The 23766-nt window shown below is 49.9% G+C and carries 20 protein-coding genes and 1 tRNA gene; 15 read left to right on the forward strand and 6 right to left on the reverse strand.

What is annotated here, in order from left to right:
• The first annotated feature begins 83 nt into the window (after positions 1-83).
• Complete coding sequence (locus tag ACGHTT_RS06320; RefSeq protein ID WP_390594207.1) at positions 84-1730, forward strand: thiamine pyrophosphate-binding protein; 1647 nt, start codon at positions 84-86, stop codon at positions 1728-1730.
• 35 nt (positions 1731-1765) lie between these two features.
• Here ACGHTT_RS06320 and ACGHTT_RS06325 read toward each other — a convergent pair whose 3' ends face one another.
• On the reverse strand, positions 1766-4780 hold the full coding sequence (locus tag ACGHTT_RS06325) for an FAD-binding and (Fe-S)-binding domain-containing protein (RefSeq protein ID WP_390594208.1): 3015 nt from the start codon (positions 4778-4780) through the stop codon (positions 1766-1768).
• A gap of 200 nt (positions 4781-4980) precedes the next feature.
• Between ACGHTT_RS06325 and ACGHTT_RS06330 the strand changes: the two genes are divergently transcribed.
• From ACGHTT_RS06330 to ACGHTT_RS06365, 8 genes are all read left to right on the forward strand, one after another.
• Positions 4981-5646, forward strand: coding sequence for an outer membrane protein (locus ACGHTT_RS06330; protein WP_390594209.1), 666 nt, complete (start codon positions 4981-4983; stop codon positions 5644-5646).
• A 319-nt stretch (positions 5647-5965) separates the two neighbouring features.
• Positions 5966-6748 (forward strand): metalloregulator ArsR/SmtB family transcription factor, encoded by a 783-nt coding sequence (locus ACGHTT_RS06335; RefSeq protein ID WP_390594210.1) that lies wholly within the window; start codon positions 5966-5968, stop codon positions 6746-6748.
• Positions 6749-6768: 20 nt separating this feature from the next.
• Positions 6769-7785, forward strand: a complete 1017-nt coding sequence (gene arsB, locus ACGHTT_RS06340) for an ACR3 family arsenite efflux transporter (protein ID WP_390594211.1) — start codon at positions 6769-6771, stop codon at positions 7783-7785.
• Between the two features lie 25 nt (positions 7786-7810).
• Positions 7811-8305, forward strand: a complete 495-nt coding sequence (locus ACGHTT_RS06345) for a tyrosine-protein phosphatase (RefSeq protein ID WP_390594212.1) — start codon at positions 7811-7813, stop codon at positions 8303-8305.
• A gap of 19 nt (positions 8306-8324) precedes the next feature.
• A complete protein-coding gene (locus ACGHTT_RS06350; RefSeq protein ID WP_390594214.1) occupies positions 8325-9338 on the forward strand; it encodes an ArsJ-associated glyceraldehyde-3-phosphate dehydrogenase in 1014 nt (337 codons plus the stop codon).
• Between the two features lie 4 nt (positions 9339-9342).
• Positions 9343-10572 carry an organoarsenical effux MFS transporter ArsJ gene (gene arsJ / locus ACGHTT_RS06355; RefSeq protein WP_390594215.1) on the forward strand — a complete coding sequence of 410 codons (1230 nt, stop codon included), beginning with the start codon at positions 9343-9345 and terminating at the stop codon, positions 10570-10572.
• 411 nt (positions 10573-10983) lie between these two features.
• Positions 10984-12018, forward strand: a complete 1035-nt coding sequence (locus ACGHTT_RS06360; protein WP_390594217.1) for a D-alanyl-D-alanine carboxypeptidase family protein — start codon at positions 10984-10986, stop codon at positions 12016-12018.
• A gap of 28 nt (positions 12019-12046) precedes the next feature.
• Positions 12047-12232: a hypothetical protein gene (locus ACGHTT_RS06365; protein WP_390594219.1), complete on the forward strand. Its 186-nt coding sequence runs from the start codon at positions 12047-12049 to the stop codon at positions 12230-12232.
• 47 nt (positions 12233-12279) lie between these two features.
• On the opposite strand, the gene ACGHTT_RS06370 is transcribed toward ACGHTT_RS06365, so the two are convergent.
• Both ACGHTT_RS06370 and ACGHTT_RS06375 read right to left on the reverse strand, forming a co-directional pair.
• Positions 12280-12735, reverse strand: a complete 456-nt coding sequence (locus tag ACGHTT_RS06370; RefSeq protein ID WP_390594222.1) for an RDD family protein — start codon at positions 12733-12735, stop codon at positions 12280-12282.
• Position 12736: 1 nt separating this feature from the next.
• Complete coding sequence (locus ACGHTT_RS06375; RefSeq protein ID WP_390594224.1) at positions 12737-13657, reverse strand: adenylate/guanylate cyclase domain-containing protein; 921 nt, start codon at positions 13655-13657, stop codon at positions 12737-12739.
• 240 nt (positions 13658-13897) lie between these two features.
• On the opposite strand from ACGHTT_RS06375, the gene tpx reads away from it, so the two are divergent.
• Both tpx and ACGHTT_RS06385 read left to right on the forward strand, forming a co-directional pair.
• Entirely contained in the window at positions 13898-14395 is a 498-nt protein-coding gene (gene tpx / locus ACGHTT_RS06380) for a thiol peroxidase (RefSeq protein WP_390594225.1), read from the forward strand.
• 372 nt (positions 14396-14767) lie between these two features.
• On the forward strand, positions 14768-15010 hold the full coding sequence (locus ACGHTT_RS06385) for a hypothetical protein (RefSeq protein WP_390594226.1): 243 nt from the start codon (positions 14768-14770) through the stop codon (positions 15008-15010).
• 1042 nt (positions 15011-16052) lie between these two features.
• On the opposite strand, the gene ACGHTT_RS06390 is transcribed toward ACGHTT_RS06385, so the two are convergent.
• Both ACGHTT_RS06390 and ACGHTT_RS06395 read right to left on the reverse strand, forming a co-directional pair.
• Positions 16053-16751: a fibrobacter succinogenes major paralogous domain-containing protein gene (locus ACGHTT_RS06390; RefSeq protein WP_390594227.1), complete on the reverse strand. Its 699-nt coding sequence runs from the start codon at positions 16749-16751 to the stop codon at positions 16053-16055.
• A gap of 111 nt (positions 16752-16862) precedes the next feature.
• Complete coding sequence (locus ACGHTT_RS06395) at positions 16863-17753, reverse strand: AraC family transcriptional regulator N-terminal domain-containing protein (protein WP_390594229.1); 891 nt, start codon at positions 17751-17753, stop codon at positions 16863-16865.
• Positions 17754-17932: 179 nt separating this feature from the next.
• On the opposite strand from ACGHTT_RS06395, the gene ACGHTT_RS06400 reads away from it, so the two are divergent.
• Together ACGHTT_RS06400 and ACGHTT_RS06405 are read left to right on the forward strand one after the other, a co-directional pair.
• The gene (locus ACGHTT_RS06400) at positions 17933-18877 is read left to right on the forward strand and encodes an SDR family oxidoreductase (RefSeq protein ID WP_390594230.1); all 945 of its coding nucleotides are present in this window, start codon (positions 17933-17935) and stop codon (positions 18875-18877) included.
• The gene (locus ACGHTT_RS06405) at positions 18832-19755 is read left to right on the forward strand and encodes a patatin-like phospholipase family protein (protein WP_390594231.1); all 924 of its coding nucleotides are present in this window, start codon (positions 18832-18834) and stop codon (positions 19753-19755) included. Before ACGHTT_RS06400 ends, ACGHTT_RS06405 begins: the two co-directional genes overlap by 46 nt.
• Positions 19756-21166: 1411 nt before the next feature.
• On the opposite strand, the gene ACGHTT_RS06410 is transcribed toward ACGHTT_RS06405, so the two are convergent.
• Positions 21167-21253 (reverse strand) — tRNA-Leu (locus tag ACGHTT_RS06410).
• 297 nt (positions 21254-21550) lie between these two features.
• Here ACGHTT_RS06410 and queA point away from each other — a divergent pair.
• Positions 21551-22612: a tRNA preQ1(34) S-adenosylmethionine ribosyltransferase-isomerase QueA gene (gene queA, locus ACGHTT_RS06415; RefSeq protein WP_390594232.1), complete on the forward strand. Its 1062-nt coding sequence runs from the start codon at positions 21551-21553 to the stop codon at positions 22610-22612.
• 14 nt (positions 22613-22626) lie between these two features.
• Positions 22627-23754, forward strand: coding sequence for a tRNA guanosine(34) transglycosylase Tgt (tgt, locus tag ACGHTT_RS06420; RefSeq protein WP_390594984.1), 1128 nt, complete (start codon positions 22627-22629; stop codon positions 23752-23754).
• Positions 23755-23766: the final 12 nt, after the last annotated feature.

Here is a 23766-nt window from a genome sequence, read left to right on the forward strand (position 1 = left end):
ATCATTTTCCCTTGTAACTATTGATACAACGCAATTAATTGATACTTTTCAGGTCCCACACTGTGTCAAAACGTGGAGGGTTTATGAATCTTGTCAATGTGTTGGAAACTGAACTGAAGCAGTTTGGCGTAGACCAGTTGTTTGGTATTCCCGGTGATTTTATCTTGCCGTTGTTTGAAGCTATACAGCGCAATGGTGTTTTACCCATGCTGCATCTTAGTCACGAACCTTCAGCAGTATTCGCTGCCGATGCCTGTGCGCGTTTATCCAACAAGCCCAGTGCTGTGTTGTTGACCTATGGCGCTGGCGCGTTGAATGCTGTCAACGCCATCGCTCAGTCTTATGTTGAACATGTGCCGCTGGTGGTTATTGCAGGTTTTCCATCACAGGCAGAAATTGACCGAAACTTGCTGATTCATCATCAGGCTAAAACGGTTGATTCGCAGCGCACAATCTTGCGAGAAGTCACCTGCTGCCAAGTGCGGCTCGATGATGCAAAAAGCGCAGGCGCAGAGATTCGCAAAGCCTTGGCGCAGTGTGCAGAATTGTCGCGGCCGGTTTTAATCGAGTTTCCTAGAGACGCGGTAGGATTTGATACCTCACTTGAACCTGCCTATCTAGCGCCGCCCAAAGCTGCGCAGCAAATACAGTTGGCCATAGAGAAGCTTTGGCGCAAATTATCGTCGGCTAAGCGGCCGGTGATCCTATCGGGTGTTGATGTGCGACGGTTTGGTGCGGTGTCCGCGCTTGAGCAGTTTGCCAGTGCCGCCAACATTCCAATGTTAAGTACGCTAATGGCGCGGGCTTGTTTAGATTCTACCCACCCCATGTATGGCGGTATCTTTCTAGACAGTTCAGATCAATTACCGTTTACCTTATTACGCGATGCCGATCTGATTTTGCTGGCCGGGGTCATTAAAACAGACAGTAATTTTGCCGCCCACGGCGACATTTTTTCGGCGGAAAAAACCATCGAGTTGTCCGAAGGTGTCAGCAGGCTAGATGATATGGATATTGAAGGTGTATCGCTGCAAGCGGTGTTCGAAGGCTTGTGTCAACTGGCTTACCCGATTACCAATTTTAAACGGATCACCCACGTCGACAGCGAGAGTCGCCCAGACATCGCTGGTCCAGCTTTGGCCAATGCCGATTCTGGGCTGAGTGCAACGCAGGTGGTGAAGTCTGTGCACACCGTTTTAGAAAAACAAGACAATATATTTCCCATTATTTCCGATGTCGGCGATTGCCTGTTTGCTTCACTGGAGGCAAACCCCCGTTATCTCTTAGCCCCGGCTTTCTATGCGTCTATGGGCTACGCCGTACCTGCGGCCTTTGGCGTGGAAGCCAGTGCTGGGTTGAGGCCCGTTGTTTTGGTTGGCGATGGCGCATTTCAAATGACAGGCATGGAGCTGGGGCATTGTTTGGGGCACGGTTTTAGTCCTATTGTAATTTTATTTAATAACAAGCGCTGGGATATGATTCGCGCCTTTTCGCCCGATTTACATTGCACTGACCTTGGCAATTGGGATTACCCGAAATTTGCTGAGTCCATGGGTGGCAGAGGTGTTAGTGTGGACAGTGAGCAGGCTTTTGTTGACGCTTTTCAGCAGGCTTTGGCTTGGCGTGATGGGTTCAGTTTGATCGAGGTTAAATTGGCGCAGGGTAGAACGGCGCGCCTGGATCGCTTTGCGAAAAATTTCTTGGCTGCTAATAAAGTGGCTGCTTGTTAGGCAGCCCACGTTATCAGCCTGTTACTAAACAATAGTTAGATGTGCAAAAGCGCTTGAGCTGGGTGCTGCAACGTGATGCCCGCTAGTCGCTCGGTCTGACTGCGGCAGGAAAAGCCTGTGGCTAATAGGTTTTCCGCTGCATTATCCGTTACCGGTTTGCGCCAGCTTAAGTCAAATAGCTTTTCCGAATTTTCGCGGTTTCGAGTTTCATGGCCATAAGTGCCTGCCATACCGCAGCAGCCCACGTCAATAATGGACAAACTGTGGCCTGCACGCGCGAACACCGTTTGCCAATCTTTTATGCTGGCCGTGGCGTTGGTTTTTTCTGTGCAGTGCGCGAGTAGCTTAAACGCTTTTGGTGTGTCGGTAGTTTGCGTCCAATCGGCTTTTGCCAGCCACTCTTGAATCAGTTCAACCTTGGGTGCTTCGTCGCCCATGACTTTAACGTACTCGGCGCGATAGGCGAGGGTCATGGACGGTTCTAGACCGATTAACGGCACGCCAGCTTGTTTTAATGTGTTTAGCATGGCGCTATTTTTTTGTGCGGTGCGCTCGAAGCGGGCGCGAAAGCCATGCACATGCAAAGGTTTGCCGTTGGCCATAAACGGCACAACCATGGGCGTAAAGCCTAACTGGCGCAATAGCTTGATATTGTCTATCAACACTTGGGTTTCAAAGAAACTGATAAATGCATCCTGCACAATGGCGACGGTTTTTGCACGTTCGGCATCGGTTAAACATAGGAGATTTTCAGGCGTCGCCCACAGCACGCCCAATTCCGCCAGTGTTTTCTCTATTGATATGCCGGTTAATAGCGGGCTATCTACCATGCCGGCTAGGTGCTTTAGTAGGTACTTAACAGGCGAAAGTCTCATTAATCCGTTGTACAGCCATGGCACTTTCACCATGGCTGGCATCATAAATTCAAGACCACCAACAAAGTAATCTTTTAACGGACGCAGGTAGCGAGTGTGGTAAAGCTCTAAAAATTTTGAACGGAATTCAGGCACGTCTACTTTAACGGGGCATTGGCCAACGCAAGATTTACAGGCCAAACATCCGCTCATGCTATCCATAACTTCGTGCGAGAAGTCATAGTCTTTGCTGAAAGAATTTTTCAGTCGTACCGGCAAACTCGCCAGAAAAGATTTATTGCGGCTATTTTTTGCCACGGCAATAGGGTCGACATCGCGCTCAGCCAATTGTTTTAACCATTCCCGTATTAACGACGCTCGGCCCTTGGGTGAGTGAACCCGCTCGCGGGTGACCTTCCAGCTCGGGCACATGGCGTCGTTGGGGTTCCAGTTATAGCAGGCGCCGTTGCCATTGCAGTGCATCCCCTCGCTATAGCCTTGCCACACCTGAACGGGAATTTTTCGGTCCTCGTCGCCGCGGGTGGTGGGCTCGTCAATTTTGGTTAGTGCGATCTCTGCCTTTGGTGTTGCAATCTTTCCTGGGTTGAATTGGTTGTGTGGATCGAACACACCTTTTATGCGTTGCAATTGTGGGTATAAGTCGCCAAAAAACTCGGGCGCGTACTCGCTGCGCAAACCTTTACCGTGTTCACCCCAGAGTAGGCCATTATACTTTTGCACCAAATCCACCACGCGATCGGTAATGTGGCGCACGGTTTTTATTTGCTCGGGATCTTTCATATCGATGATCGGGCGCACATGCAGAACCCCAGCATCTACATGGCCGAACATGCCATATTGCAATTGGTGTTGGTCGAGCAGGGCGCGAAACTCGGCAATAAAATCGGCCAAGTTTTCGGGTGGTACGCAGGTGTCTTCTACAAAGGGAATAGGGCGGGCTTCGCCATTGACGTTGCCGAGTAGGCCAACAGATTTTTTGCGCATGGCCCAAATTTTATTAACATTGGCCCGGCCGTTAACGACGCTAAAGCCACAGTTCTTTTTGTCTTGGCCTTTTGCGGCGTCTAAAGCGCGGGTTAACTGTGATATTTTTTCCTCTAATTCGGCCTCTGTCTCGGCGCTGTACTCAACCAAATTGATGCCTGCAACCTGTTCGTCTACTGCTGGAAAAAACTCGCTCACAGAGTGCCAAACGATATCGTTTTTAGCCAGTTCGAAAACCCGAGAGTCTATGGTTTCTATTGATGTTGGTTTGGCCTTCATCAATTCCGTAGCGTCCCGTAGCGCGGCATCAAAATTTTGGTACAGCACAGTCACCAGCGCTGTGTGTTTTGGAATTGGCAGTAAATTGAGTTTCGCCTCCGTGATAAACGCTAAGGTTCCCTCGGCGCCACATAAAATACTGTTGAGATCGAACTGCTTATCTTTGGTGTAAATATGGGCTAAGTCATAACCGGTTAAGCAGCGGTTGAGTGGTGGGAATTTGGCTTTAATGTCGGCGTCGTAGTGTTTTGCAATATCGCGTAGTACCCGGTGCGCTTCGCCAATGCGGTCTTGGCGCTCACACACGGCGTCCAGCTCGCGCTCATTCAGCGGCGTTGAGCCCCATTGGCTGCCGTCGAGCCAAATACTTTCGAGTGCCAGCACGTGATCGCGGGTTTTACCGTATTCACACGAGCCCTGGCCCGAGGCATCGGTATTGATCATGCCGCCGATGGTGGCGCGGTTGCTGGTGGAGAGTTCCGGCGCGAAAAATAAGCCAAGCGGCGTTAACGCGGCATTTAGCTGATCTTTAACGACACCAGCCTGCACCCTAACCCAGCGCTCCTTGACATTGATTTCGAGGATTTGATTCATGTGCCGCGATGTATCGACCACCAAGCCATCGGTGAGTGATTGGCCGTTAGTACCGGTGCCACCGCCTCTCGGGCTGAGCACGATGCTGCGAAAACGCGGTTTAGCTGCCAGAGCCGTAATCAGTAGTAGATCGTCGCTGTGGCGAGGGTAGACAACCCCTTGGGGTAGCACTTGGTAGATGGAGTTGTCCGTGGACAATACGGTTCTATTAGCATAATCCGGGTTGAGTTCGCCAGCGAAGCCTTCGGCTCTAAGCGCGTCGATAAAGTCTAGGTAATGGCTTTGTAGCGGTGACGTTGTGCGAATTGCTGGGATCATGTGACTCGGGCCTGACGGCAATATTTCTAAATAAGGACGCGCATTTTAGCGATTATGTGCCCGAGGTGCTAATGGTTACGCCTATTTACTGGCTATCACATTGAGTTGAGGTGGCGCGGAAGAATGGCGCCGGATACTTTGGTCAAATGGGTAAGCCTGATTATACTGTTGGCTCCATTTAGAGCAGGGAGCTCATTGCGATGAAATACCTCATTAGCGGTCTGATAGCCGCACTACTGACATCTCTAACCCTCGACGTGCAGGCGCAGTCGCGTGGATTTAGTGGCCTCTATAAGGATCGTGCTGGTCGAATGGAAGTCACCATCGGAGCCAATAACACCGCGGCTTGGGGTGTGCGCGGCGACCGAGGCGCAGAGTTAGATGTAAAAGCTAATACCGGTTGGGCCTTTAGTTTGGGTTATAACTTCGACAATCACTGGAACCTGACTTGGGCAACGGATTATAACGACGCCAAATATAGCGCCACAGTGGTCAACGAAGACGACGACAGTGTGGGCATCAACCACAAGCTGAGTACTTACAACAGCCAATTTAACGGTACCTATAATTTCTTTGAAGGCGCCTTTACGCCCTATGTGCAAGCTGGACTTGGCTGGAGTTATATCGACTCCAATATCTCTGGCCCGCCACAAACCGGTTGCTGGTGGACTTGGTATGGCTATGTTTGCAGCTCTTACTACAACTCCTATGGCACCAACGAGTTCTCCTATAGCCTAGGTGCCGGTGTGCGCTATGAGTTCAACCGCAATCTCTTTGTGAAGGCCGGCTATACCAGTATGTGGCTGGATAGCTCGGAAGATATCCGCTACGACATAGGCCGGCTAGAGCTTGGCTTCATGTTATAAGGCATTCTATGTTGATGCTAAAAGCCCGCGCTGCGGGCTTTTTTTATGGCGGCGATCGATAGCGTAAAACGCTATGCGCGTATGTGTTGCAAACCTGCCGAAGGCGTGGAGGCTGTAGTCGCTGGTGCTTGGTTTTGCCCCCTTAATACCTGCCTGAGCAGTTAGGGCTGTTTAGCTAACCAATTGGCTCAGTAAAACTAATCAGCGCCGCCTGTTGCCATGGGTTGCGGCCGATAGAGTGAATAGCGGACGACCGACTTGAATATATGAAAAATAATATATATGATTTTCAGTATATATTTTGAGGCTTGGGTAAATCATGCAAAACAAGCGCAAGGTGCTCTTTCTATGCACGGGTAACTCAGCCCGGTCGCAAATTGCCGAGGCGCTGTTGCGCAACCTCGCGGGGGATAGCTTTGAGGTGTTTAGTGCTGGAACAGATCCGACCGACGTGCACCCACAGACGTTCGCGGTACTCGAAAAATTTGGCATCCCCCGTGCAGATTTAAGATCAAAAAATGTGACTGAATTTGCCAATCAACGCTTCGATTACGTCATATCTCTGTGTGATAAAGCGCGGCTTGAATGCAGGGCTTATCCGACCACGGGGAAAAAGATGGACTGGCATTTTGAAGATCCGATTCAGCGCCGAGGCCCTAATCCCTTTGAGCTCACGCTCAATGATATCAGCAGCCGCCTGTCGATGTTTGTGTTGATCGAAACCAAGCACAAGGCGCCAAAAATCAAGCTAGACCCAACCCAATTTTTTAAAAGCCTAACCGATGAGTTGCGCCTGCGCTGCCTCATGTTAATTCAATATGAGGGCGAGCTGTGTGTCTGCGAAATGATGGCGGCGCTACAGGATGAGCAGCCAAAAGTTTCCCGTCATTTAGCCTTGTTGCGTAAGAGCGGTTTGTTAGTTGATCGCCGCCAAGGGCAGTGGGTCTACTATCGAATTAACCCAGACTTACCTGCTTGGGCGAAACTGGTGTTGGCTCAGACCACGGAAAATAACGTGGCGTTTATCGAGCAGAGTATTCGGCAATTAGACGCCATGGGTGAGCGCCCAAATCGTGTTATACAACATTGCCAGTCGGCTTAATTCAACCTTAGGCAGAAATTATGGGTTTTTTTGAACGTTACTTATCACTTTGGGTTGGATTGTGTATTGCTGTGGGCGTGTTACTGGGAAACCTAATGCCAGAGCAGTTTGCTGTTATTGCTGGGCTCGAGTGGGCGCATGTCAACCTTGTGGTCGCCATTCTGATTTGGGTCATGATTTACCCGATGATGGTACAAATCGATTTCAGCGCGATTAAACAGGTGGGCAAAAAGCCAAAAGGTTTAGCGCTCACACTGGTTGTCAATTGGCTCATTAAACCCTTTACCATGGCGGCGCTGGGTTGGTTGTTTTTTAAGGTATTCTTCGCCTCTTTCGTGGATCCGCAAAGCGCCAATGAGTATATCGCCGGTATGATTTTACTCGGCGTTGCGCCTTGTACAGCCATGGTATTTGTTTGGAGTCAGTTAACCAAAGGGGATCCAAACTATACGTTAGTGCAGGTGTCGGTAAACGATATCATCATGATATTTGCGTTTGCGCCAATCGCTGCATTTCTCCTCGGTGTTAACGATATCAGCGTGCCCTGGGAGACCTTGGTATTGTCTGTTGTGCTCTATGTTTTACTGCCCTTGGTCGCCGGCGCCTTTACCCGGCGCCAGCTGCAAAAACATCAGAGCGATGAGCGCCTGCAAGCCTTTTTATCAACATCTAAGCCTTGGTCGGTGATGGGCTTGTTGGGCACTGTCATTTTGTTGTTTGGCTTTCAAGCCGAAACGATTTTATCTCAGCCGCAAACCATCGTCTTAATTGCTATACCACTGCTGATTCAAACCTATGGCATTTTTGCCATTGCCTATGGCACCGCTAAGGTCATGAAGCTGCCCCATAATATTGCCGCGCCGGCTTGCATGATAGGTACCTCTAACTTTTTTGAATTAGCCGTTGCCGTTGCGATTTCATTGTTTGGTCTTCACTCCGGCGCCGCGCTGGCAACGGTGGTTGGGGTTTTGGTTGAAGTGCCAGTGATGTTGAGTTTGGTGTGGTTTGCCAATCGCACTCGCCACTGGTTTATATAAACAGATTATTTGTAGCCTATTTATCATGACACACCCCTACGATGTTCTAGAGCTTGAAAATGGCGGGCAGTTTATTTTTACTCCTTGCCCGGGCACCAAGGGCAGTTCGGTTTCAGCTGCGCTGCAAACGCTTAGCGAGGCAAAAGTCGACGCGGTTGTTACGCTGTTATCGGATCGAGAGCTAAGCGATTTATCATTGACGTCGTTCAGCGTGGATATGCAGCGCACAAACTTTGCTTGGTTTCAGTTACCCATTGACGACGATAGCGAGCCAGATGCCGCGTTTGAAAATGCTTGGCAGTACGCGAAACCGTCGCTGCTCGCGTTGCTCAACAGCGGTAAGCATATTGCCATTCATTGCCGCGGCGGCTCGGGTAGAACCGGCCTAATGGCTGCGATTCTGCTCATGACAGCTGGCGCAGCTTGGCCAGAGGTCAAGGCGCAAATCCAATCTATCAGGCCGAAAGCGTTACGCCATCCGGCGCATCTTAGCTATTTACAAAAACACTTTTCCATTTGACGTTGCAATTGAGGCTGTTATGGCAATTAAAGTAGGTATCAATGGCTTTGGCCGTATCGGTCGTTTAGTTATGCGGGCGGCATTTGATTGGGACGATGTCGACATTGTGCAGATCAATGACCCAGCTGGCGATGCGGCCACACTAGCGCATCTGCTGAGCTTCGACTCCGTGCATGGCCGTTGGCATTACGAGGCGACTCATCAAGGCGACGCCATGTTGGTGAATGGCAAGCTGATTCCTTGCTCTCGCAATAAAACCATTGCCGAAACGGATTGGTCTGGCTGTGACCTGGTTGTTGAAGCGAGCGGCAAGATGAAGACCAAAGCTGTGTTGCAGGGCTATCTTGATCAAGGGGTAAAGCGCGTAGTGGTAAGCGCACCGGTGAAAGAAGAGGGCGTGTTAAATGTGGTGATGGGGGTTAACGATAATCTCTACGATAAAACCCAGCACCGGATTGTCACGGCGGCCTCTTGTACCACCAATTGCCTCGCCCCTGTGGTGAAAGTTATCCACGAAACCTTGGGTATTGTGCACGGCTCTATGACCACCATTCACGATATCACTAACACTCAAACCATTCTCGATGCGCCCCATAAAGATTTGCGCCGGGCCAGAGCCTGCGGCATGAGTTTAATTCCAACCACCACGGGTTCGGCCACAGCCATTACCCATATCTTTCCAGAGTTGAAGGGTAAGTTGAATGGCCATGCCGTGCGCGTTCCCTTGGCGAATGCATCGCTGACGGATTGTGTGTTTGAGGTGAGTCGGGCAACCAGTGCAGAGGAAGTTAATCAGTTACTCAAACATGCTGCCGAGCATGAACTGAAAAATATTTTGGGTTATGAAGAGCGCCCGCTTGTGTCTATTGATTACAAGACAGATCCGCGCTCTAGCATTATCGATGCATTGTCGACCATGGTTATCAATGGTACCCAGGTAAAAATTTATGCTTGGTACGATAACGAGTGGGGTTATGCCAACAGAACGGCGGAGCTGGTGCGCTTGGTTGGTTTACAGGATAAGGCGTCTTAACTCTATGTCTTGGCTGTCTCAACGCGCTCCCGAGATTCGTCAGTATATGATCGTGACGGGTAATTACTGGGCCTTTACCCTCACCGACGGCGCCTTGCGGATGTTAGTGGTGTTGCACTTCCATGGTTTGGGTTACAGCCCATTGGCCATTGCCCTGTTGTTTATCTTTTATGAAATTTTTGGTGTTATCACCAATTTACTGGGCGGCTGGTTAGGTGCCCGCATAGGCCTTAATAAGACGATGAATGTGGGGCTGTTTTTGCAGATCATGGCCCTCGCGATGTTACTCGTTCCGGCCAGCTTGCTCACGGTTCCCTGGGTGATGGCGGCACAGGGGTTATCCGGTGTTGCCAAAGATTTAAATAAAATGAGCGCGAAAAGCGCCATCAAACTGCTCGTGCCGAGCGATGCCGGGGGTCAGCTTTATCGTTGGGTTGCCATACTCACCGGTTCCAAAAACGCGCTCAAGGGTGCGGGCTTTTTCTTGGGCGGCGTGCTGCTGACTTGGTTAGCTTTTGCTGGCGCCGTGTTAGCTATGGCGCTGCTGCTGGCGCTGGTGTGGGTGTTTAGTCTAATCGGCTTGAAAAAAGACTTAGGCAAAGCGAAAAGCAAACCAAAATTCACCGACATATTTTCGAAAAGTCGGGCCATTAATTATTTGTCGGCAGCCCGGATGTTTCTATTTGGCTCGCGCGATGTCTGGTTTGTGGTTGCCTTGCCGGTGTATTTGGCCAGCACCTTTGGCTGGGATCACTGGTCAGTGGGTGGCTTCTTAGCACTCTGGGTCATCGGTTACGGCTTCATTCAAGGCGTGGCGCCAAAGATCACCAATGCTGGCGCCCTGCCCGGAGGCCAGCAGGCGTTTACTTGGGCGATCATGCTGAGCGTTATACCGGCGCTCATTGCGTTGGCGTTGGCCTACCAATGGCATCCCGTCGGCTCACTATTGCTGGGCTTGATGGTGTTCGGCGCTTTTTTTGCCATCAACTCCTCCCTGCACAGTTATCTCATTGTTAGTTATGCCAGCGAAGATAGCGTCTCACTGGATGTGGGCTTCTACTATATGGCCAATGCTTTGGGGCGTTTATTTGGCACAGTGCTGTCTGGTTGGCTCTATCAAGCGCATGGTTTGGTGGCCTGCCTGTGGGTTTCCGCCGGTTTCATTGCTGTGGCAGCCCTTATATCGCTAGGGTTACCCAAGCGCCCCGTTCAGGCGCCTGAGCAATCGGCGTGAACCCGTCCCATTGCTTGGATCTCAACGCAGGGCTAGCTTTGGTCTTCAGTGGGTTAGGCAATTATTTTTCGGTCGGTTTGAGGCTTGGCTACTCACTCGGATACCTGAACAAGCTTGTGGATAACTTGAGAGTAAGTTCCTGCAGGCCTTGAGTTCACGGGCTTCTGATGCTTGAGGTTGCATGGGGATTAGATCTGGACTTCCTAACCCTCTATAACCAGATGTTAATAACAATAATTTTTTTGTGCGAACTGGCTATTTCTCTTCTATCTTTTAATCAAGTTAGAGTGCATTTGCATGTGCTTTGGCAGGTCCCCTTAAGTGGTTCCGCTGTAAAGGGGGAGGGCGTTAGCCCTCGAGTGACACCAACACCTTGTCTACATGTGACCTTTCGAATTGGCAGGACATATTTTGAAGCGAAGAGAACTCTTTACCGGCTTATTTGTAACCAGCACCTTTGCGCTTAGCAATGCCTGGTTGTGGAAATATGCTGAAGACACCTTTACCCCACAAACCCAGCTAGATCCGCTTGTTGTGGGCGATATTTCAGACACAGAAAGCGTGGTTCGGGTGCCGGTGGAAGCTGGCCCAAGGGTTCAACCGAGCGCCGCGCCGGTGACCAATGCTGCCAACCCAAACTCCGCCCCTTTACCCGAGCAACCCAAGCCGAGCCTAGCGCCTAAGCTCAGCGCCGAACCTGCTCAGGTGGCTGGCGTAGAGCCGGTAAGTGACGACAGTATTTTGAATAAAGTCCGCAATTTCGAGCAGGAGTTTGCGGATGATATACACCTCTCTGGTGACGAGCGCATCATTATGCACTCTGTACTGGCTCGCTTGGAGCGCGCCGAAGCGTTTATTGGCCACGGAAATTACAATATTTGCAGCTTTGATTATCTGCTGAAAGTCGCTGAAAGATACCCACAGGTGGGCGCATTTGGCCCAGTCGAGCTCGACTTCATGGAGCGTATATTTTTTGCCGACGCCACCTTATATGGCTTTATGGGTGAAAAAGTCGTCGATAACCTAACCGCCCAAATTGCCGACCGGGATGTCGCCAAAATTAAATACAGTGGTCAGTTTGTGTTTCGCGGTCAGTCAGAGCAGTACTACCAAAAGCTGAAGAAAGATATTGGTGAAGGTATTATTTTAACCTCGGGCATACGCAGTAACGTCAAGCAGATGCACCTCTTTTTAGCGAAGACGGCAGTGTCTAATTACAACTTGTCTAAGGCCTCTCGCTCATTAGCCCCGCCGGGCCATTCGTTTCACGGTGTGGGTGACTTTGATGTGGGCAAAGTGGGCTGGGGTGTGGCCAACTTCAGCGATAAGTTTGCCCAAACGGACGAATTTAAGCGCATGCAAGATTTAGGCTATGTGCAAATTCGCTATACCGAAGATAATCGCTTAGGCGTTCGCTTCGAACCTTGGCACATTAAAGTTGTGTAGAATACAACTTTTTATGTGAGCAAGTGTTATGGGAGAGGTTGTCGCCTTTAAGAGACCGACGTTAAAAGATAAATTTAAAGGCAAAACCTTGTGCCGCGAAGGTTTTCATAAATGGCTAGTGGTCACAGAAAACAAATTTGATGTAAAGCAGGGCCGCCTGATTACCCTTTATAAATGCAGTCGCTGCGGCAAAGAAAAAGTAAAAGCCCACTGATGTAAAGATGAGTGAGGTTTGAAAACCAGTCCTCACCTCACCTCACCTCATTTCCCTTTAGGTAACAATACCGTTCTCGAGTGGCTGAGTAAGTCGTGCAGTGTTTGGCTGTCTTTATCGATAATCGACCAAAGGTAGCCTAGCCCCAGCGCCACCGTCGATACACACGCCAGCAGCCAGCGTTTTACCGCCTGCCCAAGGCTTAAGTATTTTCCCGTTTCATCCAGAATTTGAATGCGCCAAGTTTTCATGCCGAGGGTTTGGCCTGAGCGCACCCAAAAAAAACAAAAATAGAGCGCTATTAGACCCAGCATGCCGGCGAAGCCAGGCAGGCCAATGGAGGCTTTTTCGCCCGCTGCTAAGTTGTAATCAAACAGGGCAACCTTGCCCCACAGCACCAGCGCGCCATAGGCTAAACATAGCGCTATCACCAGTAAGCTGTCGTACAGCATGGCGCCGAGTCGGCGGAAAATGGACGGGTATTGGGTAGCGAGGTTATTCATACTAATTTGAGAAATGATAGCTAATAATGAGGGGTGAATCTTGTGCCGGGCAGCCTAAGCTAATCTCGCCACGGCCTTCAAGTGGTAACTCTTCCCGGCGCAGATAAATTTCTCGCTGCCCAGCGGGCGTGACATAGGTGCCGTTGGTAGAGTGGTCGATGAGCACAAACTTACCGCGACGGTAGAGAATGTGGCAGTGATCGCGCGAGGCAAAATTGCTTTCGAGTTGCAGTTGATTGGTGGTCGCCCGACCGAGGTGAAACGGGGTTTCCTCAGGCGCAATGGTGGCCTGGCCTTGGTCTGACTCTAAGCGCAGGGAGTGCTTGTGAAACTGTTGCGTAGTTTGGATAAGCGACATCACTTGCGTGGCTTGGCCCACGCTTTTTTCCGCTTGCCATTGGAGTCGATAGATCACGGATTTTTCGCCGTCACCCTTGAGTGCAACGCGGTCAAATTCTTTACATAGTGGTACTTTGCTCGTGGGTAGCGCGCTGACAAATGCCTGAGTCAAAATGATTTCTTCCGCGCGCGCAATTTGTGCGACGAAGGCAGCGTCATTAACGGTATCGCCAAAGGCATCGCCCTGTTTGAGCAGCACTGAACCAAAATTGATGCCAATACGTAATTGCAAACTGCCACCTTCAGACGCCACCGACTGCTGGATCAGCTTGGCTGCTTCCAGCGCATGTTGTGCACTGTTGAAACGCACCATCACTTCGTCGCCCAGAGTTTTGATCAGTAGGCCTTGATGTTGCTCAACAAGCGAGGTCACCCGTACCAATAGCTGCCGAATTTTAAATTCGGCAGCGTGGTTGCCCAAGGCTTTATATAAGCTTGAGCTGCCGCACACATCGGCGAACATAATCGCGCATTGGCTGCTGTTCGTGTCTTGTGGCGGTGGGTTTGACGGTTTAGTCGGCAAGAGACTAGTACCTTTATGGCTGAGGCGTGATTATGAAGCTATCTTCCTTGGGATACAATTCAGGCCTTTGCCATGAATCTAGGGTGATAGCGTGGTAACTTTGCTATCCTGCACTCGCCCACATGGCCGCTAATGAAGGAGCAGCCCCTCGGCTAGCGACAAGCCAAGGCTATGGGCACACATTTTTCGTACAGTCTTATGGTGAGATTGTACTCACTCTACCTAAAGGGAGTTTTACACATGGCTACAGTAACGTTACATGGCAACCCGTTTGAAACCGTTGGTAATCTACCGGCCGTAGGTTCAAAAGCACCAGCGTTCACACTTGCTGGCGCTGACTTGTCTGACCTGACCTTGGCATCTTTGGCCGGCAAGCGCGTTGTGCTCAATATCTTTCCATCCATTGATACACCTACTTGCGCAACCTCTGTGCGCGAATTCAATGCCAAGGCTGCGTCGTTGAATAATGTTGCCGTTGTGTGCATATCCGCAGACTTGCCGTTTGCGCTAGGCCGCTTCTGCGGTGCCGAAGGTATTTCCAATGTTAGCGTTGGTTCAACTTTCCGTTCAAGCTTCGGCGCCGATTACGGTGTTGCCTTTAAAACCGGCCCACTCACCAAATTGTTATCGCGCGCCGTTGTGGTTGTGGATACCGATGGCAAGGTGCTGTTCACTGAGCAGGTTGCTGAGACAGGTGATGAGCCTAACTATGCAGCCGCTTTGAAGGTGCTTGGTTAATTTTTTAGTGCTTTAGTAGGGAGCCCCGCTTTGCGGGGCTTTTTTTTGCTACGTCGAAAGGTGTATTTTTTAGCGAGTAGGCGGGCAATAGAACAAACATGAGGGGACGGGAGAATACCCTTCGGGCTCGGTCACCAGGCCTAGCCTGGCTGCGTTCGGCGGCGGCCTACCCGCAATATTTATCCTGTTGCGCGCGCATCAAGTTCATACATGGAGGCTTGGTATTAGTTAAGTTGAGACTCATTATTGATTTTTTAAAAATGATAACTATCGCTCTCACTCCCTGACGTGTTTGTGCTTGAATGGCTACAGCTAAATAGCTGTACCTCAATAGTTGTATGAACTATCAATCCGAACAATAGGGGTTAACCTATGCAAAACTCAACGTGCAAGCCTGATAGCGACGACGAAAAAATTAACCAAATTAGAGCTATTCAGAAGAAAATGAAGGCCAGTCAGTTCGAGAAGGTCTTTGTTGAAACTGATGCAGGGGAACAGATTCTTATACCCTTAGATCTTTTTATCGGTAACCCGGCGAACAATATCTATAACACGCTGACCAGAAAGGCAGAGCACATCGCGGCAGATGCACGCACAAAGAAGACGCGTAAATAGAGCAAACAATGCGGGCGCGCGTGAATACCCGCCAAGCCTAGCTTGGCGGCGTTCGGCGGCACGCAACACCTTGCATTACAAACGCTTACCTCACCCCTACAGCTAGACGGCGCCCTCCATGTCGCCAACGCCCAGAAATATTTATCCTATCACCCGCGCACCACATTCAAACATGGGCGTTAGTCATGAGTTCGCAGCTTGCTTAGCGATGCTTTTGTTGCGTCATGAAAGGGCGAGCTTTAGCGGCTCCGGGCGACTATATTTAGCCGTCTGGTTAATCAACTTGCAAGGGGATGCTACACAGCACACTCTTTTAGTCCGGCAAGAAATAAAAGAAACCAAATGTTCGCCATTAGAATCGACAGGAAAATTGCCTCTCTAGCGAATTTTGGAATGTTTTTATAGCAGTATAAGTAACCTATTACTATGTACTCAGCCGCAAGCCAGACAAGGGACAGATAAAAAAAGTTCGTGTAACACGGTTGGCTCGGTAGGCCGAAACAGATGTAGCCGAACGCCGCTACAGAACAGCTACATAAAATAAGTAACACCGCTGTGCTAACGGTAACTCTCCAGTTTGTTACGGACGTTGATAGTAGTCTGTCCTTTATGTCGGTAATATTTTTCATTTGATCCTGTTTCTTAGCGAGTCGGTGCGATACTAGTTTATTGGTGCCTGTAAAGCGAATAGTCTTTTTCGCGTTAATTGGGGTTATTAACTGGACACCCATGGTAACTACTAGGTGGTATTGATTCGACATCACAGCAAAGGCGTAAACTTCTATCGCGAAAAATGTCGTCCTCGCTGACGCCACAAAGAAAGGCACGCCGCACACAGCGCGATACGCAGTGATAGTAGGGTGTGGTTGACGAGCAGATTAACTGTTTGCGAGGGTTGGTCATCCTTGACTGTTAGTTTTCTATTTGAATTTATAGGCCTTCCAGCGTGATCTGGCGATGGTTCGATTGGCTTAAAGTGTGTTAGTTCGTTAAAACGAACTGCTTATGGTGGGTGTTCTTAGCTTAGAAAACCAGGATTGAATTAGTTTTTTACACATCTAACCGAAAACATATAATCTTTTGAGCTTGTAGCGCGTCGGATTTCACCTTTGTGTATGTTCCACCAAGAGTAAGCCAGTGTGCGGATAATGGCGTTTTTTTCGGATGCACTGCTCGCGGTCCAAAATTCAGTGTAGTCGCCTTGAGTGATGTACCAGCCGTTCCATTTAACGCCAGCGGGTCTTGCGAAGAATTGGTGCTTATTAACTAGCGCTGGATTGAATTTTGTAAATAGGCCATCGGGTTGCGCTTCTTTAAGTTGCACGCCCAAATAATTGTCACCGCCGCGCCAGCCTTCTTTATGGAGTTCTTCGTCAGGCATACCAATGGTGCGCTCCAACGTTTTCCAGTCGTCATCGGTGGCGACTCGCCAACCCACGGGGCAAAGGTTTCTTTGATCAGAGACATCATGCCAGTCGTATAGTCGGCCGTATTTTAACAGGTTTGCTTTATCATCTTTTGGTACAGCGCCAGATCTTATGGTTGAACCATCTTGAAATTTGGTACTTCTCAGATTTTCAGCTAGCCAAATTTGATCGCCAATATTGACGGTGCGGTAAACGTTGCCCTCTATGTCCTGAACCGAGTGTTCGAGTTTATTTAACTCATTGTTGACAACTTTGGCTGATGATGTCGCCGCAATAACCATACTTGCTCCGATAGATAAGATGAGTTTTTTCATAATGAGTGCTTTGCATGAGTAGTAAGCAAATCACTTTAACTCTCAAATCAGTATTAAAAAAGGCGGTAAAGTCTTTAAAATATGCCTATTTGTATTGTGTTGTTGTAGTGGCTAAGACAGATTTTCAAGTAGTGCTTGAGAATGGCTCCATTGCTTGGGTGACTGCCCATACATTCGCTTAAACTCCCGGCTAAATTGTGAAGAGCTTACATAGCCCACTTTCATGGCTGCCTCACTCACATTCATTCCTGCGGCAATCGTCATCGCGGCCTTATTAAGGCGCATTGATTTCATAAACTGAATGGGTGACATTCTGGTGGCTTGTTTAAATTTGCGATGGAAAACTGCTCGGCTCATGCCCACTAAAGAAGCTAGTTGATCAATAGTGACATTTTTGCCTAGGTTCATGGACAGATGCTCGATCGATCGAGCAATCTCATTACCGACGCCAAAAGCTCTTCGTGCTGAGATACCGGCGTCGCCTTTCAATATGGCGTAGTACAGCTCTCGTAATCTGCTCTCGCCTAAGATTGAGGCATCCATTGTGCTTTCGAGTTGAAGCAACCTAAATAACGCATCTGCGAACGCATCATCCCAGTTCGCCAAGGAAAGCCCTTGCGGCTGTGAACTGCTTTTGGGTTGTTTAATCAAGCCTTTGGCGCTCGCCATTTCTATAGCAAGTTCAGTCATTACCTTGATGTCTAAGGAGATATAGACGCCAAGCAGTGGCTCCTCTAGAGAGGCCTCTGGCGTGCCAGCTTCAACAGGCAATGAAACAGTGCAGCATAGGTACTGACTGTTGTCGTAGATATATCGGTCGCCATCGAGGATCGCTTCTTTTCTACCGCTTAATATAACAATAACTGTGGGCTCGTAAACCGCAGGAGCGCAGGGAATCGCATGGGTGACCTTAAATAAACTCACCCCCTTTATGCCGGTTTCAACCATGCCATCGTTCACGATGCGCTTTTCTACCATCTGTTTTATTTCGTGCTTTATCATTTTCTCATTTCCGTACAGGTTTGATATGAATAGGCATGTTTTAGAGAGAAATTGACCTATTATAACCTATATTTGATAGTTATATTGCATTTCTAGATACAGTACTCCTGCCGATAGCGACATGCAAATTAGATGAATGCGCTATCTAAACGCTCTACGTCACAACAAAGGTACCCATGATGACAAACCAACCATTTGGCAAAAAAGGCTGGACTCCGGCACGTATAGATTCACTGGCTGGCAGAACCTACGTACTCACTGGTGCTAACAGTGGTGCTGGCTTTGAAGCAGCTCGCATCCTACTTGCCAAAGGGGCAAAAGTTGTGATGTTGAACCGTAACCCAACTAAGACGGCATCGGCCATTGCAACGCTGAAGCAGACGTTGGGGCAGCATATTGACGTGCGCTTTATCCGGGTCGATCTGGGAGTGCTTGATTCTGTGCGTAACGCGGCAAACGAATTGCTTAGTTCCATACCATCCATCGATGCGCTGATCTGTAATGGCGCGATCGCACAATTACCTAAACAGCATCTCACCGTCGATGGCTTTGAAAGCCAGTTGGGAGTAAATCACTTTGGACATTTTTTGCTGTGTGGTCTGCTGTTTGATCGTATCAACGAGGCTCAAGGCCGAATCGTGATGGTGGGAAGTAATGCTTACAAAATGGGACTAAAGCGCATCAAGTTTGAAGACTTAAATTTTGATAAAAAATACACTGCTTGGGACTCCTACGCGCAAAGTAAGCTTGCGCAGATGATGTTTGGCTACGAGTTACAGCGTCGTATTAAGGCTGCGGGCAAAAACGTTGAGGTGCAGGTTTGTCACCCCGGCGCCTCTCGCACTAACCTGTTAATGGATACTGCTGGCACGTTTAATAAAATCCTTTGGTCGGTGATGTCTCGTATCATCGCGCAATCTGCCGAAAAAGGCTCGTGGCCTGAAGTTATGTGCGCAACAGAGCGAGGTTTGAAAGCCGCAACGCTTTATGGGCCTACCAAGCGAGCGAACACCGTTGGCCCGGTGGGCGAAAATAAGCTCGATAAGGTAGCTCTAGATCAGGAAATGGCAGCGAAACTGTGGACGTTATCGCTAGAAAAAACATCGTTAAAATGGTCGCTGTGAGTTGTGGAAAAGTGTTGATAAACAAGATGCTGATGCTAATAACGCTATGTTTAATGGCGTGCTCGTCACCAAATGTCTACAACGATCTCAATGTATCTTCACCAATCGTGCAGAGTGAATATGAGCTTGGTATTGCGTTTGGTGGCGGCGGTGTACGTGGCTTCATGCACTTAGGTGTGATCAAAGCATTGGAGGAGGCTGGCATAAAAGCCGATGTGGTTAGTGGCACATCAGCAGGCTCAATTGCCGCCACGTTATACGCTTCTGGAATGAGCTTTGAAGAAATGGCGGTAGCCATTGAAAACATCGGAATGTTTGATATTGCAGACTTTGTCCTGTCGTCAAAAGGTTTGGTCAATGGTAAGAGTCTATCCGACTGGGTAAACGCGCAAGTGGCGTATGACGATCTCGCGGATATGCCAATACCTGTAGCGGTTACCGCTACGAATATGACAACACATAAAACGGTGATTATTCGTTCGGGCAATCCGGGCAAAGCTGTACAAACCTCTTCGACGATCCCAGGCGTTTTTTTACCGGTCGAGCATTTGGGGGATATCCTGATAGATGGCGGTATTTTCAGTGTTGTTCCTGTTTACACAGCGAGAAAGTTAGGTGCAAAAAAAGTTATTGCCGTCGACATTTATTGCGCCAATCAAACTAAACCCGGGGCTTCTGCTAGCAAGCTGACACTAGCAGTATTCAGGATGCAGAGTTGTCGTCTCTCTCAGCAAGAACTAGAGAGTGCCGATGTTGTCATTGCGCCCTTGTATGAGCCAGCTGGCAGTGCAGCATTTGATGACAAGGAAAAGGCCATTGAGGCGGGGTATATCGCTACTATGGCGGTAATCACGCAGATTAGATCTGGTCTGAACTAGCGCGGGTAAAATTGATGATAGGTGCGCCGTAATCTTTAACTAATCTATTTCTCTCAAATCATAAATATTGCAGATGCATTGGCCACTCATAAGGAGCTGTTATAGATTGGGCCAGACTTAGCGGTAATTATCTTGATGGTGTTTAGAGCTAACAAACAGACCTGCCAAAATAGGTGAATTGGTGCTGTGTTAAAAACTTTTGCGGGTTTGTGCTTTTCGCGGAATGACGATCATATCTGTCGGGCTAACTCACCCCACCATTTCACAAGCCACAGGGACGTGGCGCTAGCGAGTCAATATAGGGAGATATTGATCGAGCGGTGAAGTGGTGGGGTGAGTTGGCTTCGTGGGGGAGGTGAGGGGTAGGGCGTGCTCGCGGAGTTTAGAATCTGTTTTGAACTAGTGACAAACGTTGCCTAGGCACTTGGGTCTTTGACCCGCCGTCGCTGTGCTTCTGCGCCCAAAATCGTTCCCAACGATAGTGACAAACGCCATCCAGGCGTTTGGGTCTTCGACCCGCCGTCGCGGTACTCCTGCGCCCAAAATCGTTCCCGACGATAGTGACAAACGCCATCCAGGCGTTTGGGTCTTCGACCCGCCGTCGCGGTGCTCCTGCGCCCAAAATCGTTCCAGACGATTTTGTCGCGGGCCTCTGGTACCAACAAAAAAGCCCCGTCCGATGGACGAGGCTTATCTTTGCTGAGAGATGGGCCGGACTAATGGTAATAGCCTAGGGGCTATTGTCACCCCTTCGGGGCAGCGCTATCGCTCGTTCAAATTCAATTGAATTTGTCGCACCGGATGGTCCGGCATTCCGGGTGCCTTAGTTGACAAACGCCATCCAGGCGTTTGGGTCTTCGACCCGCCGTCGCGGTGCTCCTGCGCCCAAAATCGTTCCCGACGATTTTGTCGCCGGCCTCTGGTACCAACAAAAAGCCCCGTCCGGATGAATGAACGAGGCTTTTCTTTGCTGAGAGATGGGCCGGACTAATGACAATAGCCTAGGGGCTATTGTCACCCCTTCGGGGCAGCGCTATCGCTCGTTCAAATTCAATTGAATTTGTCGCACCGGCGGTGCCGATCTCGCCGGCCTCTGGTACCAACAAAAAAGCCCCGTCCGGATGAATGAACGAGGCTTTTCTTTGCTGAGAGATGGGCCGGACTAATGACAATAGCCTAGGGGCTATTGTCACCCCTTCGGGGCAGCGCTATCGCTCGTTCAAATTCAATTGAATTTGTCGCACCGGATGGTCCGGCATTCCGGGTGCCTTAGTTGACAAACGCCATCCAGGCGTTTGGGTCTTCGACCCGCCGTCGCGGTGCTCCTGCGCCCAAAATCGTTCCAGACGATTTTGTCGCCGGCCTCTGGTACCAACAAAAAAGCCCCGTCCGTTGGACGAGGCTTTTGTGTTGGTACCAGAGGCCGGACTCGAACCGGCACGCTTTTAAGGGCGCGGGATTTTGAATCCCGTGTGTCTACCAATTTCACCACTCTGGCTTAAAACTGTGTGTGGCATTATTTGCCGCTCGGGCAAAACCACTGTTCTCAGACGCTTGGCGTTTGAGAGTGCGTGATTATAGCGGCGACTTTTGGCTCGTCAACTGGTTTCTTCTAAACTCTGTCATCTTGTTCTGTGGCTGCAGAGATAGTGACTCATTGAAAGGATGGCGTGCTGGTTAGGCGTTGCTGATTAATTAGGCAATTGGCGCCGACGGGCTTTTGCTATACCCTTGCCGTCCTTTTCGGTGTGCATATTTTTGCCGCCAATTCATTTGGTTAACCAGTAACGAGTCCATGCGTAGGCAAGATTTCTTTTATCAGCTTCCCGACGAGCTTATTGCTCGCAACCCCATGCCCGAGCGCACCAGCAGCCGGTTATTGCAGCTGGATGGCCCAACGGGCGCCCTGCAACACGGTCAGTTCGCCGAGGTGCTTAATTTAGTTGAACCCGGTGACCTTATGGTGTTTAACGACACTCGGGTTATTCCCGCGCGGGTCTTTGGCCAGAAGGCGAGTGGTGGGCAGGTAGAAGTGCTGGTTGAGCGTGTGATCGATCGCTTCAACGTGAAAGCCCATGTGCGCTCGAGTAAATCGCCCAAGGCCGGCAGCCATCTTATTCTGGAAGATGGCTCTAAAGTGCATGTGGAGGGCAGGGAAGAGGCCTTGTTTTTGCTGCGCTTCGAAGCCCCAGCGCTGGAGCTATTGGAACAAATTGGCCATATGCCGCTGCCGCCTTATATAGATAGAGCCGATGCCGCCGCGGACCGGGAGCGCTATCAAACGGTGTACGGCAAGAAAGTGGGCGCTGTTGCCGCACCAACTGCCGGCCTGCATTTTGACGAAGGTTTGCTCAAGGCCCTGCAGGCAAAGGGCGTAAATCTCGCTTTTGTGACCTTACACGTTGGCGCTGGCACCTTTCAGCCGGTGCGGGTAGACAATGTGTTTGAACATAAAATGCACAGCGAAGTGATGGAGGTAACTCAGGAGGTCTGCGACCAGGTGAATACCACCAAGGCGGCGGGCAAGCGAGTGATTGCCGTGGGTACCACTTCGGTGCGCTGTTTAGAAACCGCCGCGCAACACGGTTCCATGACCCCTTACCAAGGTGAGACGCAAATTTTTATCTACCCAAGCTACCGCTATAAAGTGGTAGATGCCTTAATTACTAATTTTCACCTGCCAGAATCGACGCTACTTATGTTGGTGTCGGCCTTTGCCGGTTACCGCCAAGCGATGGATGCCTACCGCGAAGCTGTGGCCGAGCGCTATCGCTTCTTTAGTTATGGCGATGCGATGTTTATTACCCGCAACCCCAATGCCTGTGATGAGCCAGTAGGCGAGCAACTCGGAGTGTAATACCTGTGTCATTTATGCAATTTGAAGTTGATAACACCGATGGCCGCGCCCGCCGTGGCCGCTTGAAGTTTCCCCGCGGCGTGGTGGAAACGCCAGCGTTTATGCCGGTGGGAACTTACGGCACGGTAAAGGGTATGTTGCCGCGCGATATTGTAGACATTGGTGCGCAAATTATTTTGGGCAACACCTTCCATTTAATGTTGCGCCCAGGCACAGAGGTGGTGAAAGCCCACGGTGACCTGCACGATTTTATTCAGTGGCAAGGGCCGATATTGACCGACTCGGGCGGTTTTCAGGTATTTAGCCTCGGCAAAATGCGCAAAATTACCGAGCAGGGCGTGGTGTTTAAATCGCCTATTAACGGCAGCCCAGTCGAGTTAAACCCAGAAATTGCCATGCAAGTGCAGCGCGATTTGGGTTCAGACATCGTCATGATTTTTGATGAATGTACGCCTTATCCTGCCACCGTGCCGCAGGCGCGCGAGTCAATGGAATTGAGTTTGCGCTGGGCCAAGCGCTCGAAAGATGCCCATGGGGATAATCCATCGGCCTTGTTTGGTATTGTGCAGGGTGGCATGTATGAAGATTTGCGCTCGGAATCGCTGAAAGGCTTAACCGATATCGGTTTTGATGGCTATGCCATCGGCGGTTTATCCGTGGGTGAGCCGAAAGAGGATATGGTGCGCGTGTTGAATCATGTGGTGCCTGAGATGCCGGCGGATAAACCCCGTTACCTCATGGGCGTGGGCAAGCCAGAAGATATCGTTGAGGCGGTGCGCCGCGGCATCGATATGTTTGATTGTGTGATGCCCACGCGCAATGCGCGCAACGGCCATCTGTTTACCACCACCGGTGTGATTAAAATTCGCAACGCCGTACATCGCAATGACACCAACAGTTTAGATGCTGCCTGTGATTGTTATACCTGTACGAATTTTAGCCGCGCTTATTTGCACCACTTGGATAAATGCGGTGAGATTTTGGGCGCGGAATTAAACACCATTCACAATTTGCGTTTTTATCAGCGCATCATGGCGGAATTGCGCGATGCTATCGCGCAAGGGCAATTGGAAAGCTATGTGGCAACGTTTTATGCTCGCCAAGGCCGCGCTGTGCCGCCTGGGCCTGAGCACCGAGGTTGATGGCTTCGCAAC

Source organism: Simiduia litorea (genome assembly GCF_042853465.1).
In the GTDB taxonomy this organism is placed as follows: domain Bacteria; phylum Pseudomonadota; class Gammaproteobacteria; order Pseudomonadales; family Cellvibrionaceae; genus Simiduia; species Simiduia litorea.